Origin of the sequence: Kitasatospora sp. NPDC057015, assembly GCF_042673745.1 — a bacterium.
Taxonomy (GTDB): Bacteria; Actinomycetota; Actinomycetes; order Streptomycetales; family Streptomycetaceae; genus Kitasatospora.
In genome coordinates, this window is record NZ_JBHUSG010000021.1 from 104,835 (window position 1) to 123,236 (window position 18,402).

14 protein-coding genes are annotated in these 18,402 nt (G+C 75.8%); 2 read left to right on the forward strand and 12 right to left on the reverse strand.

Annotated features, from left to right (window positions below; all coding sequences use genetic code 11):
- Window positions 1–272: 272 nt before the first annotated feature.
- From ACFTWP_RS21080 to ACFTWP_RS21090, 3 genes are all read right to left on the reverse strand, one after another.
- A complete protein-coding gene (locus ACFTWP_RS21080) occupies window positions 273–4,076 on the reverse strand; it encodes a BTAD domain-containing putative transcriptional regulator (protein ID WP_380266152.1) in 3,804 nt (1,267 codons plus the stop codon).
- A 567-nt stretch (window positions 4,077–4,643) separates the two neighbouring features.
- Window positions 4,644–5,681, reverse strand: a complete 1,038-nt coding sequence (locus ACFTWP_RS21085; RefSeq protein WP_380266153.1) for an LLM class flavin-dependent oxidoreductase — start codon at window positions 5,679–5,681, stop codon at window positions 4,644–4,646.
- A gap of 415 nt (window positions 5,682–6,096) precedes the next feature.
- Window positions 6,097–6,627 (reverse strand): group III truncated hemoglobin, encoded by a 531-nt coding sequence (locus tag ACFTWP_RS21090; RefSeq protein WP_380266154.1) that lies wholly within the window; start codon window positions 6,625–6,627, stop codon window positions 6,097–6,099.
- A gap of 149 nt (window positions 6,628–6,776) precedes the next feature.
- Between ACFTWP_RS21090 and ACFTWP_RS21095 the strand changes: the two genes are divergently transcribed.
- Window positions 6,777–7,769, forward strand: coding sequence for an aldo/keto reductase (locus tag ACFTWP_RS21095; protein ID WP_380266155.1), 993 nt, complete (start codon window positions 6,777–6,779; stop codon window positions 7,767–7,769).
- A 124-nt stretch (window positions 7,770–7,893) separates the two neighbouring features.
- On the opposite strand, the gene ACFTWP_RS21100 is transcribed toward ACFTWP_RS21095, so the two are convergent.
- From ACFTWP_RS21100 to ACFTWP_RS21130, 7 genes are all read right to left on the reverse strand, one after another.
- Entirely contained in the window at window positions 7,894–9,153 is a 1,260-nt protein-coding gene (locus ACFTWP_RS21100; protein ID WP_380266156.1) for a M20 family metallopeptidase, read from the reverse strand.
- Entirely contained in the window at window positions 9,150–10,226 is a 1,077-nt protein-coding gene (locus ACFTWP_RS21105; RefSeq protein WP_380266157.1) for an LLM class flavin-dependent oxidoreductase, read from the reverse strand. Before ACFTWP_RS21105 ends, ACFTWP_RS21100 begins: the two co-directional genes overlap by 4 nt.
- A gap of 3 nt (window positions 10,227–10,229) precedes the next feature.
- Window positions 10,230–11,135 carry an ABC transporter substrate-binding protein gene (locus ACFTWP_RS21110; RefSeq protein WP_380266158.1) on the reverse strand — a complete coding sequence of 302 codons (906 nt, stop codon included), beginning with the start codon at window positions 11,133–11,135 and terminating at the stop codon, window positions 10,230–10,232.
- 81 nt (window positions 11,136–11,216) lie between these two features.
- Window positions 11,217–11,966, reverse strand: coding sequence for an ABC transporter ATP-binding protein (locus ACFTWP_RS21115; protein ID WP_380266159.1), 750 nt, complete (start codon window positions 11,964–11,966; stop codon window positions 11,217–11,219).
- Window positions 11,963–12,763, reverse strand: coding sequence for an ABC transporter permease (locus ACFTWP_RS21120; protein ID WP_380266179.1), 801 nt, complete (start codon window positions 12,761–12,763; stop codon window positions 11,963–11,965). Before ACFTWP_RS21120 ends, ACFTWP_RS21115 begins: the two co-directional genes overlap by 4 nt.
- Before the next feature lie 92 nt (window positions 12,764–12,855).
- Complete coding sequence (locus ACFTWP_RS21125) at window positions 12,856–13,881, reverse strand: NrtA/SsuA/CpmA family ABC transporter substrate-binding protein (RefSeq protein ID WP_380266160.1); 1,026 nt, start codon at window positions 13,879–13,881, stop codon at window positions 12,856–12,858.
- Between the two features lie 24 nt (window positions 13,882–13,905).
- Window positions 13,906–14,916, reverse strand: coding sequence for an ABC transporter substrate-binding protein (locus ACFTWP_RS21130; RefSeq protein WP_380266161.1), 1,011 nt, complete (start codon window positions 14,914–14,916; stop codon window positions 13,906–13,908).
- A 520-nt stretch (window positions 14,917–15,436) separates the two neighbouring features.
- Here ACFTWP_RS21130 and ACFTWP_RS21135 point away from each other — a divergent pair.
- Entirely contained in the window at window positions 15,437–16,219 is a 783-nt protein-coding gene (locus tag ACFTWP_RS21135; RefSeq protein WP_380266162.1) for an IclR family transcriptional regulator, read from the forward strand.
- Window positions 16,220–16,286: 67 nt separating this feature from the next.
- On the opposite strand, the gene ACFTWP_RS21140 is transcribed toward ACFTWP_RS21135, so the two are convergent.
- Together ACFTWP_RS21140 and ACFTWP_RS21145 are read right to left on the reverse strand one after the other, a co-directional pair.
- Window positions 16,287–17,045 (reverse strand): winged helix-turn-helix domain-containing protein, encoded by a 759-nt coding sequence (locus ACFTWP_RS21140; RefSeq protein WP_380266163.1) that lies wholly within the window; start codon window positions 17,043–17,045, stop codon window positions 16,287–16,289.
- 296 nt (window positions 17,046–17,341) lie between these two features.
- Window positions 17,342–18,346, reverse strand: coding sequence for an NrtA/SsuA/CpmA family ABC transporter substrate-binding protein (locus tag ACFTWP_RS21145; RefSeq protein WP_380266164.1), 1,005 nt, complete (start codon window positions 18,344–18,346; stop codon window positions 17,342–17,344).
- Between the last annotated feature and the right edge of the window lie 56 nt (window positions 18,347–18,402).

An 18,402-nucleotide genomic window follows, 5' to 3' on the forward strand; every position in this document is an offset into this window, starting at 1 on the left:
GGTGCCGCGCGGCGACGGTTGGTGCCGGCGGTGCGTGCCGGCGGTGACCTCCGGGTGATCCTGGCACCGGTGGCTTGGAGTCGACTTGGGTCCGGTTCCAAGCCGGTGTGGGCACTGCGAGCCGGCGCTCCAAGCCGGGGTCCAAGCCGCGTTCCAAGCCGAAGCACCAAGCCGAAGCACCGGGCCGGAGCACCGGGCCGGCGCCCGATCCGCAGGGCGGGCGAAGGGCGAGCGCGAGGCGGGCGAAGGACAGGGCGCGGGCAGCCGGACGGTCAGGCCGACCCGGCGAGGGCCCGTTCGGCCTCCGCCGCCCAGGCCGCGGACTCCCAGCGGCGGGCGACCACGGCGGCGTGCCGGAAGTGCCCGACCGCCTCCGCCTCCCTGCCCAGCAGTCGGCACAGCTCACCGAGTACCTGGGCCACCGGCCGCAGCGCGAGGGAGGTACTGGCGGCGCCCGCCACCAGGTCACGCAGCGGCAGCAGTTCCTCGACGAGGTCGGCCGCCTCCGCCCGCTCCTCCAGCTCGATCACCGCCATCGCCCGGACGGTGAGGAAGAGCGAGCGGAAGTAGTCCGGCGGGAGGACGTGCCGGTCCGCGCGGGCGGCACGGGCCTCGACCGGTCGGCCGAGGGCGAGCAGGGCCAGCGCGTGCATGTCGGCGGCGAGCGGCCCGTAGGCGGTGCGCATGTGCTCGATCAGCGGGAGCTGCTCGGCCAGCCGCCCCTCCTGCAGGGCGATCAGCACGGCCACCAGTGCGGTGAACCCCTCGGCGTGCACGGAACCGCGGGCCCGCAGCCCGCCCGTGGTCAGGGCGTAGAGCCGGCGCGCCTCGTCCGTCCGGCCGGCGGCGAGGGCGAGCATGCCGAGCTGGCCGGTGCCGACGTCGAGGAGCTCGGGGAGTCCGTAGGTCTCGGCGATCTCCCGGGCGGCCCGGATGTGGGTCCGCAGGGCGGGCAGGTCGCCGGCGACCGCCGCCACCGAGGACGCGAGCTGCTCGGCGTGCCAGCGGTAGGCCGGCAGGTCGTGCTCGGCGGCGACGACGGCGAGTTCGGCGGCCGTCGCCGCGCGCAGTTCGGAGGCCAGTTCGTGGTCGTGCACCCGGGCCTGGGCGGCCAGTGCCATCGCGAGCAGGCGCGGGTCGCCCTCGGCCCGCGCGATCGCCAGCGCCTCGGCGGCTGCCTCCCAGCCCTCCGGCCGGCCGGAGCAGTCCAGTTCGTAGGTGAGCGCGTCGAGCAGGCGCAGGCGGGTGGTGGCCGGCATGCCGGAGCGGTCCAGCAGGGCGGTGAGCGAGTCGACGGCCGCCTGGTCGAAGCTGCCGTACGGGTGGGTGACCCACGGGGTGGGCTCGGTCCAGGCCGTCCAGGCCTCGATCAGCAGGTCGTAGCGGCCGGCCTCGCGGGCGAGCCGCAGCGCGGTCGCCTTGGTGTCCATCGCGGCGGCCACCGCGCCCATCCGCACCTGGGCCCGCAGCAGGGCGCCGAGCAGGGCGATGCGCCGGGCCTCGCGGTCCCCGCCGTCCGGCGGAAGCCGGTCGAAGCTGTCCAGGGCCTGCCGCAGCAGGGCGGCGCAGGTCTCGTGCGCGTAGCGGCGCTCCGCGGCCTCGGCCGCGCGGACGCAGTAGTCGACGGCGAGGCCGGCCGTGGCACCGGTCGCGGCCCGGGTGTAGTGGTGGGCGAGGGCCTGGATGTGGTCGGGGCGCAGCTCGCGCAGGGCGTCCGCGACCCGGCCGTGCAGCCGGGCCCGGCGCAGCCCGCTGAGGTCGGCGTACAGGGTGTCCCGGACCAGCGCGTGGGTGAACCGGACGCTGCCGGGCCGGGGTTCGGTCAGCAGGCCGCCCTCGACGGCGGCCTCCAGCGCGTCGAGCAGCTCGTCCTCGTCGGCGTCCGAGGCCCGCAGCAGGACCTCGGCGTCCGCCTCCCGGCCGACCACGGCGGCCAGCCGCAGGGCCGTGACGGCGGTCGCCGGCAGCCGGTCGAAGCGGCGGCGCAGCACGTCCCTGACGCCCTGCGGCACCTCCTGGACGGCGACCAGGGCGCCTTCCCCGGCCAGCAGTTGGGCGCTCTCCAGCAGGTAGAAGGGATTCCCGCCGGTGCGGTCGGCCAGCGCGTGCACGGTCTCGCGGTCGACGGCGGTCGCGCAGACGGACTCGATCAGCCGGCCCGCGTCCTCCTCGCCGAGTCCGGTCAGCTGTACCCGGTGGGGCGAGCGGCGGGCCAGCACCGCGAGCGCGTCGGTGAGTTCGCCCTCACCGGGCCGGTGGGCCAGCACCAGCAGCAGTCCGGGGGTGGGCGGGCCGCCGGCCAGGTCGGTGAGCAGGTCGCGGGTCTCCCGGTCGGCCGTGTGCAGGTCGTCCAGCACGATGGCCACCGGGCGGTCGGCGGCGGCCCGGCGCAGCCAGTCGCCGACGGCGCGGTGCAGCCGGAACCGTCCGACGAGCGCGTCGGACCGGCGGTCGGACGTACGGGCGGCGGCGCCGGGGGCCCGGGCGCCGTCGGGTGTGCGGACGGCGAGCAGGCCGGCGGGCGGGCGGAAGACGGCGGCGCCGGGCTTCCGCGGGCCGTCAACGCGACCGGCGAGGAGGCCGGCGGGGAGGCCGACGGAGCCGACGGTCGGGCCGGGGGCGGCCCTGCCGGCCGTGGAGACGGTCGTGGCGAGCGCGGCCGGGCCGGCCGCGTACGGGCCGCCCACCGCGCGGTCCCGGTCCTCGTCCAGCACCGGAGCCAGGGCGGCGGCCAGATCGCCGTCCGGCGGTGCCTGGCGGGCGAGTTCGCGCAGGGCCTCGGTCCAGGCCCAGGCCGGCGGGGCGCCCTCGCTCTCCGGGCACCGCCCGGTCGCGATCCGCCAGCCGGCGGCGGTCAGTTCGGTGTGCAGGCGGGCCAGCAGGGTGGACTTGCCGGCCCCGGCCTCACCCGTGACGATCGCCACCGCGGACCGGCCGCCGGCCGCCTCGGCGGCGGCCCGGCGCAACGTCCGCAGCTCCGACTCCCGGCCGACGAACACCGGGCCGCCCGGCGGCCGGGCGGGCAGGCGCTCGGCCGTGAGCCGCTCGCCGGGCACGGTGGGCGGCCCGCCGAGCATCGCCGTGGCGGCCCGGCTCGCCGGCGTCGGCCCGGAGCCGAACGCCTCCGCCACCGGTACCGGCACTGGAGCGAGCGGGGCGGGTGGGGCGAGCAGCTCGGTGCGCTGCTGCAGGATCGCGGCCTCCAGCCCGGCCAGCGCCGGGCCCGGGTCGAGGCCGAGCTCCTCGGCGAGCAGGGCCCTGGCCCGGCGCAGCTCGTCCAGGGCCTCCGCCTGGCGGCCGGTGTTCCAGAGGGCGAGGGCCAGCAGGCGCCAGCCCTCCTCGCGCAGGGGGTGCTCGTCGGTGAGGGCCCGGGCCTCGACGGCGGCCTCGTCCGGCCGGCCCAGCCGGACGGCCAGGGCGGCCCGCTGCTCACGGGCGGCCAGCCGCAGCCCGGTCAGCCGGGCGGTCTCGGCCACCGCCCACGGTTCGTCGGCGAACTCGGCGTAGGCGGCGCCCCGCCAGAGCCCCAGCGCCTCGTCCAGCAGGGCGATCGCGGCCTCGGGCGGGCGCTGTTCGCGGGCCTGCTCCAGCAGCAGCCCGAACCGCCAGGCGTCCACGGCCTCGGCCGGCAGCCGGAGGGCGTACCCGGGCGTCTCGCTGACCAGCAGCCGTGCGGGCTCACGCGGGCCGCGACGGGGTTCGAGCAGCCGGCGCAGATTGGAGACGTAGGCCTGCACGGACGCGGCCGCCTTGGCGGGCGGGCGGCCCTGCCAGAGGTCGTCGATGATCCGGTCGACGGGGACGACCCCGCCGCGGGCGGCGAGCAGTCGGGCGAGCACCCCGCGCTGGCGCGGACCGCCGAGCACGACCCGGTCGCCGCCGACCTCGGCCGTCAGGGAGCCCAGTACCCGGAGACCGACCGGCACCTGGTCGGAGGCGTCGCGCCGCCCGGGCGCCGCACTCCCCGAGCCGTCGGCCGGGAGCCGCCCGCCGTCGTCCGACGCCGCGGCTCCGCCGCTGCTCCGCCCCCGCCCCGCGGCCGGGGGTTCCCCCGCCTCGCCCTGCGATGCACGCACCCCCGCAGCGCTCCTTCGTCCGCCCACCGGCTGCCGGTCGGCCCGGGGTCCGTCCCGCGGATCCTGCCGGACAGCCCCCTGAGCCGCACCATCGTGGGAGGCAGCCTATGCGACGGGGCGACCGCCGCTCCCGGTGGACCGCGAGCACGCTCGGCCCGGCCCGCCGGATGCCGTGGCCCCCTCCCCGGGCGGCGGGCTCCCGTACCGGGCGGCCCGCCGTGGCGACCGCCGGCAGGGGCTCGGATCGCCGGGTGTACGGACGGACGCCGGGCCCGGGCGGGCGAGCTCCCGAAGGGCCGTGCGCCGCCCCCCGGCGGCCACGGCCCGGGGCCGTCCGCGCGGCGGCGGCGGTTCGGCCCTCCGGAGGTCGATTGCCCACGCACACCCCCCGCCACTCCCGCCCCGGCGGGCTCCGGGTGAGGCGTACGTCACGTTCGAAGGAGGTGTACGTCACGCCCTGGCGTGCCGTCAGCCCGAGGTGCGGAGCGCCGGGATCCGCCGGCGGCCCCGGTCACCCGGGGCGTCGGGCGGCCCACCCGGCCGGGGCCGTGCGGACCGTCGGGCCGCTCACCCGGCCGCCGGCGGGTCCGGGATCTCCTTGCGGATCACCGGGGCGACCTCGGCGGCGAAGAGTTCCAGCTGCTCGTGCTGGACGTCCTCGGTGAGCGCGTCGACCCCGATGCCGACCACCTCGTTGCCGAAGGCCTGGTGGTAGCGGTGGATCTTCTCGATCACCTGCTGCGGGCTGCCGACCAGCGCGGACCCGTGCTCCAGGGCGTCCTCCAGGGTCGCGAACGGCGAGTTGTTGTGCCGGCCCGCCGCCGAGTTGTACATCGCCTCCCAGTACGGGCGGTAGCCGTCGACCGCGTCCTGGGACCGCCTGGCGACGAACATCCCGCCGAATCCCGTCCCCACCCTGGCGTCCTTCGGGTCGCGGCCGTAGTGCACCCAGCGCTCGCGGTAGTGGTCGACCAGCGCCTTGTACTTGGCCATCGGGTGGAAGGAGTTGGCCGAGAACAGCGGATCGCCGTGGCGGGCGGCCAGGTCGGTGGACTGCTCGCTGGTGGCGCTGCCGTGCCAGACCGGGATCGGGGACTGCAGCGGCCTGGGCGCGGTGGTGACCTCGGTCAGGGCCGGCCGAGTGCTGCCCTCCCAGCTGACCTTCTCCTCCCGCCAGAGCCGGCGCAGCAGACCGTAGTTCTCGGCGAGGGCGTCCCACTGGCGTTCCTCGGGGAGCCCGAACAGGCCGAAGTGGCGGGGGTCGTTGCCCTTGCCGATGATCAGCTCCAGCCGGCCTCCGGACAGCTGGTCGAGCATCGCGTAGTCCTCGGCGACCCGGACGGGGTCGAGGATGCTCAGCACGGTGACGGTGGTGAACAACCGGATCGTCGAGGTCCGCGCGGCGATGGCGCCGAGCAGCACCGGCGGGGCCGGCGACAGGAACGGTGCGCCGTGCCGCTCCCCCACCCCGTAGCCCTCGTAGCCCAGCTGCTCGGCCGTGACGGCCTGGTCGATCACGTTGTGGAGCTTCTCGTGCGGGGTGCGCTGCACGCCGCTGACGGGGTCGGGGCCGTTGGAGACGAGGGACGAGACGGTGAACCGCATGGCGGTCTCCTTCGGGGCGGTCGAACGGGCGCGGAAGGCCGCCACCGCGCCCGAGCGCCCGGGGCACGGCTGCGCTCGCGCGGGAGCAGCACCTGGGAGGGATCGTGCGACGGGCGGTCGTTCGGGCCGCGTCAGCGCGTGGTGCTGCGGGGGCGACAACAGCACAGGAGCGCGGTGCACTCGACCATGACGGCTCCCCTCGACGCGGCCGGCCGCCGCCCTTGCGCGAGTGGCCGGACCGCACACACACGATCCCTGCGGAGCATATGCAGCCGCTCAGGGGCGGGGCAAGGGTCGGCCCCTCGCCGCCCGCCCGGTGGCCGGGCCCGTCGGCCGGCCGTCACCCCGGGGGCACCCGACCTTCAGCGCCCGGCACCGCCGGGCCGGGGCGGTGACACCGCCGCCGCGGCGGGGCTCAGCTGCGCAGCAGGACGGCCGAGAGCGGGACGAACCCGCCGGCGCCGCCGTCGGGCGCGTCGGTGCCGCCCCCCGAGGTGCGGCGCAGCAGGTTGACGGCGATCCGCTCCCCCTGGGCCTTCGCGCGCTCGGCGACCGGGCCCGCGTGCAGGCCGTCCACCGCGGCGGTCCAGAGCTGCACCCAGCGGCCGAAGTGCTCGGCGGTCATCGGGCGGCGCTCGTGCAGCGCGGCGTGCGGGGCGAAGGCGTTGCGACGGTAGGAGGCGGTGCGCAGCAGCGCGCTCTCCCAGAAGTCGGCGATGTGCGGGAGGTGCTCCTCCAGGTCCAGCCGGGCGACCTCGGTGAAGTGCGGGCCGATCAGCGGATCCGCGAAGGCGGCCCGGTAGAAGCGGCGCAGCAGGGTTTCGAGGTCCGCGCGGGTGGCGATGTCGGGAAGCGGCCGCGGGGGCCGCTCACCGAGGGCGCGGCCGGCCGCGCCGGGACGGTCGGCGGGGGCACCGGGACGGTCGGCGGGTCGCTGCGGCGTCATGGCGGCTCCTGTCGGCGGACTGTCCACCACCGTACGGGCCCGGCGGCGAGGGCGGCAGGGCCGATGGTCCCCCGCCCCGGGGCGTCCGGCCTGCGGGACGGCGCCGGGGGTGCGTCCACTCCAGGCCCGCGAACTGGCAGGATGGCGTCATGACCTACCTCGCCGCGGAAGACCGCTACGCCTCGATGACCTACCGCCGTGCCGGGCACAGCGGCGTGCAGCTGCCCGCCGTCTCGCTGGGGCTGTGGCACAACTTCGGTGACACCCAGCCGCTCGACGTGCAGCGCGCGGTGCTCCGCCGCGCCTTCGACCGGGGGATCACGCACTTCGACCTGGCCAACAACTACGGCCCGCCGTACGGCAGCGCCGAGCGCAACTTCGGCTACCTGTTCGCCCAGGACTTCCGCCCGTACCGCGACGAGCTGTTCATCGCCTCCAAGGCGGGCTACGACATGTGGCCGGGCCCGTACGGCGACGGCGGCTCGCGCAAGTACCTGCTGGCCAGCCTCGACCAGTCGCTCGGCCGGATGGGCCTGGACTACGTCGACGTCTTCTACTCGCACCGCTTCGACCCGCAGACCCCGCTCGAGGAGACGATGGGCGCGCTGGACACCGCCGTACGCTCCGGCAGGGCGCTGTACGCGGGCATCTCCAACTACCCGGCGCAGCAGCACCGGGAGGCGGTGGCGATCCTGCGCGGGCTGGGTACGCCCGTGCTGCTCAACCAGGCGAGCTACTCGATCCTGAACCGCGGCCCGGAGGACGGCGTGCTGGACGCCGTCGGCGAGACGCAGACCAGTCTGATCGCCTACTCCCCGCTCGCCCAGGGCCTGCTGACGGACCGTTACCTCGGTGGCGAGGTGCCGGCCGGATCCCGGATGTCGGTCGGCCACTTCCTGAAGGAGGAGGCGCTCACCGGCTCGAAGCTGGAGCAGCTGCGGGCCCTGAACAAGGTCGCCGAGGGCCGCGGGCAGAGCCTGGCGCAGCTGGCGCTGTCCTGGGTGCTGCGCGACCCGCGGGTGGTCTCGGTGATCATCGGCGCGAGCAGCGTCCGGCAGCTCGACCAGAACATCGACGCCCTGGCCGGCGGGCCGCTGACCGTCGAGGAGCTGGCGGAGATCGACCGGCTCAGCGGTCGCTGAGCCTGCGGGAGAGGGTCGGGATCCCCCCGGCCGGAGCCCGGCGGGGCCGAGGCCGCGCCGGGCTCCGCCCGTGTCGGGAGCGTGCCGCCGGGCCCGCCGGCGCCGTCTCGGCCCCGCCGGCGTCTCAGGACGCCCGCTCGGCGTCGAGCCGCCGTATCGCGAGCTCCGCGAACAGGGCGGCGCCGTCCGGGATCACCGCGTCGTCGAACACGGCGTGCGGGGAGTGGTTGGGCGCCGCGGTCCGGTCGGCGGTGCCCGGCGGGCGGGCGCCGAGCGAGGTCATCACGCCGGGCACCTCGGCGAGGATCCGGCCGATGTCGTCGGAGACCATCGCCGGTCGCTCGCCGCCGACGAACCGGTGCCCGCCGTACAGCCCGGCCACGGTGTCCGCGACGAACCGCGCCTCGGCCGGGTCGTTGCGGGTGGCGGGGTAGCCCTCCGTGTACTCGACGTCGACCTCCACCCCGTGCGCGGCGGCCACGCCACGGCAGGTGCGGACGGCCAGCTCGCGCAGCCGGGCCAGGCCCTCGTCGGTGAGGGCGCGCAGGGTGGCCTCGAAGACGGCGGTGGCCGGGATGATGTTCGCCCGGGTGCCGGCCCGCAGGACACCGACGCCCAGCACCACCGGTTCGAGGGGGTCGAAGCCCCGGGTGACGGCGCTCTGCAGGGCCGTCACCATCTCGCACAGCGCGGGCACGGGGTCGCGGGCCTCCTGCGGCCAGGCGCTGTGGCCGCCGGCGCCGCGCACCGTGACGGTCAGCTCGCCCGAACCCGCCAGGGCCGGCCCGGCCAGGTTGGCGAAGGTGCCGAGCGGGGAGCCGGTCGTGACGTGCAGGGCGTAGGCGGCGACCGGCCGCCGGCCCGAGGCCTCCAGCAGCCCCTCGGCGAGCATCAGCCGGGCGCCGTCGTGGCCCTCCTCCCCCGGCTGGAACGCCAGCACGACGTCCCCCGCCAGCCGGTGCCGGCGCTCGGCCAGCAGCCGGGCGGCGCCGACCAGCATCGCGGCGTGCAGGTCGTGCCCGCAGGCGTGCATCACCCCCGGGACCTGCGACGCGTACGGCAGACCGGTCCGCTCCTCCAGCGGCAGCGCGTCCAGGTCCGCCCGGAGCAGCACGGACGGCGCCCCGGCGGTCGGACCGGCCTGCCCCGGACCGGATCGGCCCGGACCGGACTCGCCGGTACCCCGCAGGACGGCGACCACGGAGGAGAGCGCCCTGCCCGTGGTCACCTCCAGGCCGAGCCCGTCCAGGGCCCGGAGCACGGCCTCCTGCGTGAGCGGCAGGTCGAGGCCGGACTCCGGGCGCCGGTGCAACGCGCGGCGCAGCCGGACGAGTTCGGGCGCCAGCCGGCGGGCGTCGGCGAGCAGGGAGAGCGGGGGCGTCATCGGCGGGTGACGCCCAGTGCGGGCAGGACCGTCTCCGCCACCCGGTGGGCCTCCTCCAGCAGCGGGTTGCCGGAGAGGATGAAGGTGTCGACGCCGAGCGACTCGAACTCCTGGAGGCGCTCGACCACCTGGGCGGTGCTTCCGACCACGGCCGTACCCGGGCCCGGACGGAACAGGCTCATCCCCGGCCAGAGGTTCGGGTGGGTCTCCAACTCCCGCGCCCGGGCCGGGACCCTGCCGCCGTGCTGGCGGAACTGGCGCTGCCAGCCGACGCCGTCCTCGCCGTCCCGGTTGCCGAGCTGGCGGGCGTACGTGGCCTGGCTGGTGACGTCGAGCAGCCGGTCGGCGGCGGCCCAGGCCTCGTCCTCGGTGTCCCGGACGATCAGGTGCAGGCGCAGGCCGATCCGCAGGGTGCGGCCGTACGCGGCGGCGCGCTCGCGGACCTTCTCCAGCTTCTCCCTGAGCAGGTGCGGGGGCTCGCCCCAGGTGAGGTAGACGTCAACGTGCTCGGCGGCCATCTCGATGCCGGCGGGCGAACTGCCGCCGAACCAGAGCGGGATGCCGCCGGGCTGGACCGGGGTGAGTTCGCGCAGGCTCGCACCGGCGTTCTTCAGGTCGTAGAACTCCCCCTTGTGGTCGAACACTTCACCGGCGGTGAGGCGCTTGACGATCGACCAGTACTCGGCGCTCAGCCGGTAGCGGTCGTCGTGCTCGACGTGCAGGCCGTACTCGCGCAGCTGCTCGGTGGAGCCGTTGACCACGTTGAAGCGCAGCCGGCCGCCGTGCAGGTGCTCGAAGCTCAGCGCCATCTTGGCCAGCAGGGTGGGCGCCACCAGGCCCGGGTGCACGGCCAGCAGCGGCTTGAAGTTCTCGCTGGTGGCCGCGGCCAGGGCGCTGCCGAGCGTCCACACGTCGTACAGGTCGGTGGCCAGCAGCGCACCCGTGTAGCCCAGGCGGTCGACGGTACCGGCCAGTTGCTGGAGGTAGCCGAGGTCGACCGGGCGGCGGCCGGCCGGCTCCCAGGGGTAGTGGCCCTCGCGCGGGATGATGTACCAGAGGACTTCGGAGGCCATCGGTCAGACCGCCTTGGCGAGCGCGGCGGCCACGGGGGCCTCCAGGCCGGGGAGATGGGCGTCGGCGACGGTGATCGCCCGGTCGATGAAGCCGACCGCGTGGAAGATGTCGGCCGCCTCCTGCTGCTCGGCGACGAACGCGGCGGTGGCCGACTCCAGGCGCCACGGCAGCGCGGTCAGGGCGGTCTGCCAGTCCTCGGCGCTGCCGCCCAGGTCGGCGGCGGCGATCGAGGCGGCCTCGGCCGGGTTCGCGGCCACCCAGGCGTCGGCGCGGGCCAGGGCGGCGGTGATCGCGGCGACCACCTCGGGGCGGCCCTCGGCGAAGTCGCGGCGGGCGAAGAACACCGAGCGGTCGGTGATCACGTCGCCGGTGCGCACCAGGACGCGGAACTCGCCGGTCCGCAGCGCGGCGGCCAGCTCGGCGCCCTGGGCGATCCAGCCGGCGATCTCGCCCGTCCGCAGCAGCTCGGCGGGGTCGGAGCCGGCGACGGGACGCACGGGGGTGATGTCGGTGGCGTACGAGAGCCCCTCCGCGTGCAGGGCCTTGGCCAGCAGGTGGGTCTGCCAGGAGCCGACCCCGAGGACGACGGTGCCGCCCTTGAGCCCGGTGACCCCGCTGACCGGGCCGTCCGCGAGGACGAGCAGGGCGCCGTGGTCGGGACGCGGCGCGGAGACCGCCGTGTAGACCAGGTCGTGTCCGGCCGCCTGCGCGGTGACCGGCGGCGTGGAGCCGGTGCCGCCGAGGTCGATGGTGCCGTCGGCGAGCAGGGCCCCGGTGCGGGTGCCGTCGGTGTAGTGGTGGAAGGCCCCCGTCTCGCCGAGCGGGGCCAACTCCTCGGCCAGGAAGTCCAGTCGGGAGAGGTAGTAGAGGGAGGGGTTGCTGCTGTGGACACCGAGGGTGACGGTCATGGGGATCGCTCCGGGTTCTGTACGGGGGCGGGCGGGTTCGGACGGGATCGGACGGGGGCGGGGCTCGGACGGCGGCGGGACTCAGACGGAGGCGGGCTCTGGCAGCGGGACGCCGAGGTCCGCGAGCAGGCGGCGGCGCAGCGCGGCGAAGGCCGGATCGGCGGAGTCGCGCGGGCGGGCCACCTCCACGGTCTCGTCGGTGACGAGCGCCCCGTCGCGCAGCACGGCCACCCGGTCGGCGAGCCGGATCGCCTCCTCCACGTCGTGGGTGACCAGCAGCACCGCCGGGCGGTGCTTGCGGACCAGCTCGCCGACGAGGTCCTGCATCTTCAGCCGGGTCAGCGCGTCGAGGGCGGCGAACGGCTCGTCCAGCAGCAGCAGTTGCGGCTCACGGACGAGTGCCCGGGCCAGCGCGACCCGCTGCGCCTCGCCGCCGGAGAGGGTGCCCGGCCAGGCGTCGGCGTGCCGGTCGAGCCCGACCTCGGCCAGCGCCCGCACCCCGGTCTCCCGGGAGGCGGCGCGCGGCAGGCCGATCGTGACGTTGGCCAGCACCCGCTGGGAGGGAACCAGGCGCGGCTCCTGGAAGACCACCGTCCGGACTGGCGGCACCAGCACGGTCCCGGCGTCGGCCCGGTCCAGCGCACCGAGGATCCGCAGCAGGGTGGTCTTGCCGGTGCCGCTGGCTCCGAGCAGGGCGACGAACTCGCCGCGGGCGATGTCCAGGTCGATGCCGTCGAGGACGTGCCGGGTGCCGAAGGTGCGGCGCAGTCCGCGCAGGTGGACGGCGGGTGCGGTGTCGGGGGCGGCGTCGGGGGCGGTCGGACGGCTCATCGGGTCGCTCCTTGGGTACGCCAGGGCATCAGCACCCGCTCCAGCACCCGGACCACGCCGTCGGCGAGCAGGCCGAGCACGCCGTAGATCAGGATGCAGACCGCGAGGATGTCGGTACGGGAGAAGTTCTGCGCCTGGGCCATCAGGTAGCCGATGCCCTCGGTGGAGTTGATCTCCTCGGCGGCGATCAGGGCGATCACGCTGAGGGTCATGGACAGTCGCAGGCCGGACAGCAGGGCGGGCAGCGCGCCCGGCAGCACCACCGTCCGCACGACCGCCCAGCGGCCGAGGCCGAAGCTGCGCACGGCCTCGATCAGCTTCCGGTCGGTGTTGCGGACGCCGCCCGAGGTGGAGACGTACATCGGGAAGCTGGTGGCGACGGCGATCAGCGCGACCTTGGCCGTCTCGGTGATGCCGAACCAGACCATGAACAGCGGCACCAGTGCCAGGAACGGCACCGTCCGCAGCACCTGGACGGCGGAGTCGAGCAGCTCCTCGCCGAGCCGGAAGAAGCCGGTGACCACACCCAGCACCAGCCCGGCGCCGGCGCCGAACAGCAGGCCGAGGCCGGCCCGGGTGAGCGAGACGCCGAGCGCGTCGGTGAGTTGGCCGTTGCGCCAGATCTCGCCCAGGGCCTCGACGACCTGGCCGGGCGAGGCCAGCACGTCCTGGGTCAGCGCGCCGGTGGCGGAGGCCAGGGCCCAGGCGCCGAGCAGGGCGAGCGGGCCGAGGGTGCGCAGGATCAGGGCGAGGGAGCGGGGGCGGGGCACCGGGATCCTGCTGTGCGGGACGACCAGCCCGGCGGCGAGCGCGGCGGCGGTGTCCGGCGCGCCGCCCGGGGTCGCCGGGGCGGCGTGCGCGGCGGTGTCCGGCGCCGTCACGGCGGCGGTCACTGGCCGCCTCCGGGCAGCTTGCTGACGTCGAGCACGTACGGCTTCACGTCGACCAGCGACTTGGTCACCTTCTGGTCGGCGAAGAACTGCGCGACCGTGCCGAACCTGACCAGGTCGGCCTCGGTGATCACGTCGGCGGTGGCGCCCTCGCGGGTGACGGCGACCGCGACGTCCTTCTCGGCCGGGGTGACGGCGGTCGGGCCGGAGTCGGTGACCACGTTGAGGTACGCGGCCGGGTCGGCCTTCTCCTTGAGGCCGTTCTCGTGCAGGTAGCGGTAGAAGGCGGCGACCACGGCCGGGTACTTGTCGGCGAAGCCGTTGCGCACCGCCCAGACCGCGTAGTTGTCCGAGCCGACCTCCTTGCCGTTGACCAGGAAGTGCGCGCCGGCGTTGGCGATCTCGGGGGTGGAGAAGGTGTTCCAGGTCGCCCAGGCGTCCACCTGGCCGGAGTTGAACACACCGGCGGTCTGGTCGGCGCGCAGGTAGACCCGCTCGACCTTCTCGGCCGGGATGCCGTTCTTCTCCAGCGCCTTGAGGAGCAGGTACTCGCTGGTGCCGCCCTGCGAGCAGGCGACCTTCTTGCCGACCAGGTCCTGGACGGACTTGATCGGTGAGCCGTTCTTCACCAGGATGCCCTCGCCCACGCCGTCGGGCGTGGTCTGGGCGAACAGCTTGAAGCCGGGCTTCTGGCCGAGCGCGGCCACCGCGGAGGTGATCGAGCCCTGGGCGATGTCGAGCTGGTCGGCGGAGAGGGCCTGGGCGGCGGGCGCGAACGGTCCGGCGCTGCCCGTCCAGGCGACCTTCGCGTGGACGGCGGCGAGTGCCTTGTCCAGCGTGCCGTCCTTCTTGCCCAGCGCGAGGAAGCCCGAGTTGCCCGGGTCGGGCAGGCGCAGCTCCACCTCGGCCCCGGCCGCGCCGTCGGCGGAGGCCTTGGCGCCGTCGGCGGCGGAGCCGCAGGCGGCCAGGGAGACGGTGGCGAGCAGGGCGCCGGTGGCGAGCAGGGCGGAGCGGGAGTTCTTCATGGTGCGTCTTCTCCTGATCGGTGGTCAGACAGTGCTTCTGCGGAGCGGATCGGCGATCAACGCGCGGGCGGCGCGGAGGGGTTCGGGGTCGGCCCAGGCCCGGACGTCGACCGGGGCCTCCAGGAAGCCCTCGCCGTGCAGGAACCGCTCCTGGCGGGCGAGCAGGTCGAGCCGCTCCTCGGACAGGTCGAGGTGCAGGGTCCGGTGGCTGCCCTCGACGTAGGCGCCGGCGACGCCCTCGGCGCCGGCCCCGGTCTCCGCCTGCAGGATGCGGGCCACCTCGGCGGGTCGTTCGGCGGCCCAGTCGGCGGCTTCGAGCAGGACGGCGAGGAAGCGCACCACCAGGTCGGGGTGCTCGTCCAGCAGGTCCTGGTGGACGGTGATCGGCCGGGGGGTGCCGTTGTTGACCCTGGCCCGGCGGTCGGGGGCGGCGTCGAGGTCGACGGCCACCTCGGCCCCGATCCGGCGGGCCGCCTCCACCGCGAGGGCCCCCTTGACGTACACCGCGTCGACGGTGCCCGCGTGGAGTGCGGCGAGTTCGGCGGACCACTGCCCGCTCCGGTCGGTGGCGGGCACCTCCACCAGGGTGGCGTCGGCGAGGGTGAGCCCGGCGAGCGAGAGGGTGCCGGCGAAGCCGGCCAGCGCCATCGCCCGCCAGAAGTCGATGCCTATCCCATGACGTGGGACGGCGAGTCGCAGTCCGCGCAGTCCGTCCGGCCCGGTGACGCCGCTGCCGGCCCGGACCAGCACCACCTGCCGCTCCTCGATCCAGGTGAGGCCGACCAGCCTGGTCCGCTCGCCCCGCGAACGCGCCCACAGGGCCGGGACGTTGCCGCCCTCGCGGAAGAGTCCGGGGAGCGCGTGGGTGAAGTGGTGGTCGGCCGCGACCTCGGGCGGAACGTCCTGCAGGGAGCGGACGGCGATGCCGTCGGCGGCGAACTCGGCGGCCAGCCGGCCCTGGTCCGCGGCGATGCCGGTGGCGGTGGGGACGGGGCAGCGGGTGAACCAGAGGGTGTCCGGGGCGTGGCTGGGCACGGTGGTGCCTTCCTGGGGCGAAGGGATGCACGGGCGCGGCGGCGGGCGCCGCGGTGACGGTCGGGATGGGAGCCCGCGGCGCACGGTCCGGCGGGGGGACGTCCCGCGCCGGGCGCGGTCAGCGGCGGTGCAGCGGACTGCGGGTGACCGGACCGCGGCGCGCCGGACGGCGGGTGGCCGGGCTGCGGGGAGAGGGCGGTGTCAGCGACAACAGGTACGGCGGACGCGGACTTCGGAGGGGGCCGGGCACCGGTGGATCGGCACGGCGCTGCTCCTTCCTACTGGGGCGTCAGGGGTGTCGCAGCGGCTGGTCCGGTGCGATGCCCAGAGCGTTCCACGCCACCGGAGCTCGAAGCAAGCTTTTCCACATCGTGGGATCACTTGTTCATAAAAGCCATGTCATTGCAATGCCGGCGACACAATTGTGCGGGCCTGCCTGTCATAGTCTGGGAGCGTCAGCCCGGTCAGGGTCCCAACTCCGGTGCTCCCGAGCGGAGTCCGGTACAGAACGCGAGGTGTCATGGCCGAGGCGGTCACCGTCCAGGGCCCGCCCGCCGGCGCGCAGGCGGTGCAGCGGGCCCTCGGGCTGCTGCAGTGCTTCCACGACAACGGCCCCGACCTCAGCGCCTCCGACCTGGCCCGGCGCACCGGCCTGTCGGTCTCCACGGCCCACCGCCTGGCCCGGACCCTGGTCAGCGCCGGGTTCCTCGACCAGGACGAGCAGACCACCCGCTACCGGCTCGGCCCCGCCGTCGCCGAACTCGGCCAACTCACCTTCCACCAGCGGGGCCTGCACCTGGCCGGCCCGGAGCTCGACCTGCTCTCCCGGCGCACCGGCGCCACCGCCGACCTGGCGATCCGCAGCGGACCGCACGCGGTGATCCTGGTCGGCGCCTCCGTCCGCCCGGACACCGGCCTCGGGCTGCGCCGCCCGCTGCACTCCACCGCGCTCGGCAAGGTGCTGCTGGCCTGGCCTCGCCCGGGCGATGCGGACGCCCGCGCACTCGGCCCGCTGGAGCCGTTCACCGACCGGACGATCACCGAACCCGAGCTGCTGCTGCAGGAATTGGAGCTGGTCCGGGAGACCGGGTACGCGCTCAACGACGGCGAGTCCGCCGCCGGGGTGCGCACGGTGGCCGTCCCGGTGCTCGACCGCGGCGGCCAGGCCCGGTTCGCGCTCGCCGTGCGCTCCGGCCCCGAGCGGCTCACCGACGAGCGGCTGCCCTGGTTCCTCGGGCACGCCAGGACGTGCGCGACGGCGCTCTCCGTCCTGCTGCTGCCGCCGGAACAGCGAGCGGGCTGACCCGCCCCCGAGGGGGACGGATCAGCCCGTACCGGCGGACATCCGCCGGATGGTGCCCGGACGCGCCCTACGCCACCGGCGTGTACTTGTAGCCGACCCGGCGGACCGTCACGATGCTGTCGCGGTAGGCCGCACCGAGCTTGCGGCGCAGCCGGGCGACGTGCACGTCGACCGTCCGGCCGTCGCCGACGTGTCCGTAGCCCCAGACCGCCGAGACCAGGTGATCCCGGGTGTGCACCCGCTGCGGGTGCTCGGTGAGGTGCGCCAGCAGCTCGAACTCCAGGTAGGTCAGGTCGAGCAACCTGCCGTCCACGTAGGCGTTGCGGCGCTCGACGTCCACGCTGATGCCCCGCGCGGCCGGGACGGCCGGCCGGCGGACCGGGTCGGCCGCCGCGGGAGCCGCCGCCGGGGCGAGGGGCGCGAAGGCGGGAACCGGGGACGCGAAGCCCGCGACGGCGGGCGAGGGGGTGTCGGCCACGCGGGGAGCGAGGGCCGGACCGGCCGCCGGCGCCGGCTCGGCCGGAACCAGGACCAGGTAACCGACCACCGGCTGGTGGCCGGCGGCGCCGAACTGCACGCCGAACTGGGCGAGCAGCCCCTGCGGCAGCGCGGACTGCGGGAGGGCCGCGACCACCGTGGCGCCCTCGGGCAGGGCGGTCAACAGGGCCTGTGGCGGCACCTGCTGCGGCGCCGCGGGCTGGGGTCCGGACGCCGCCGGGGCACCGAGGTGCCGCCGCTCGGTGGCCGGGGCGAGGACGGAGCGGACCGCGCGCAGGTGCGGGGTCGCGGAGGGGACGGAGAGGGTGGCCGTGGAGGAAGAAGACATGGTGCCGCTACTTTCGCGCGAGACTGACGGTGGGTGTCGTCTGCGCGTCGAGGGGCCTGCTACCGGGCTGAACCGAGGTCAGCGGACGGTGGGCCGGGACGCGCCGGATGAGCCCGGACACGTCTGGTCGAACAGGTGCGGCTGTCGGGACGGCCAGAACGGCTCGAGGTCGAAGCGACCTCGGCTGCTGTCCACGACGTTGTTCATGCGCCTATTGAACCAGATGAACGGGTGATTGCGCCCCGCCACAGCGGGCGGGACATCCCGGCGGGCCCGCCGGCCCGCCGCCGGACGGGTCACTTGACCGCTCCCGCAAGGCCGTTCACGTCCAGCAGATGGGAGCGGACGTCCACCACGGCGGGGGTGATCTGCCGGGCGGCGAACAGCTGCGCCACCTTGTCCAGCCGGACGGCGTCCTCCTCCCGGATCGGCCCGAGCGGCGCGGCCGCCCGGCCGACGTCGACCCGGATCTCCTTCGCCCGCCCGGAGACGGCCTCCGGGCCGGTGCTGGTGAAGACGTTGAGGTAGGCGGCCGGATCCCGCTGCGCCCTGACCTCCGCCTCGCGCAGGTAGTCGTACAGCGCCCGGACCACCTCGGGGTGCTGCCCGGCGAGTTCGCTGCGCACCGCCCAGACCCGGTAGTTGTCGGAGCCCGCGCCGAAGCCGCTGGTCACCAGGTAGGCGCTGGCGTGGGCGAGTTCGGTGATCACCGGGTCGCCGGTGGCGGCCCAGGCGTCCACCTCGCCGACCGCGAACCGGCTGCGGGCGGCCTCCGGGTCGAGCCGTACCCGCTGCACCTGCTCGACCGGCACCTGGTACTTCGCCAGGGCCTGGAGCAGCAGGTACTCGCCGGTGCCGCCGGCGTCGACGGCCACCTTGCGGCCGGCGAGGTCCTTGACGGACTTGATGCCGGAGTTGTTCTTGACCAGGATGCCCTCGCCGATCGGGTCCGGCTGGGCGGCGCCGAACAGCTCGAACCCCGGCTGCCCGGCCAGCGGGATCAGCCCGTTGCTGATGCTGCCCTGCGCCGCGTCGAGCTTGCCGGCCTTGAGCTGGGCGGCGGCGTCGGCGAAGCCGGCCGGCGCGGCGGTCCACACCGCCCTGGCGTGCACCGCCGCCAGGGCGCGGTCGAGCGAGCCGTCCTTCTTCGCGACGGCCAGGACACCGGAGTTGCCGGGCTCGGGGAGCCGCAGTTCGACGGCGGGCCGCTCGGCGGTGGCCGGCCCCGCCTCGGCGTTGCCGCCGCAGGCGGTGGCTGCGAGCAGGGCGGTGGCGGCCAGGGCGGGTCGGGCGAACTTCACAGGGGTCTCCGCGGGGATCCGGACGGTGGCTGCGGGCAGCGCGGGGCGCCGGCGCC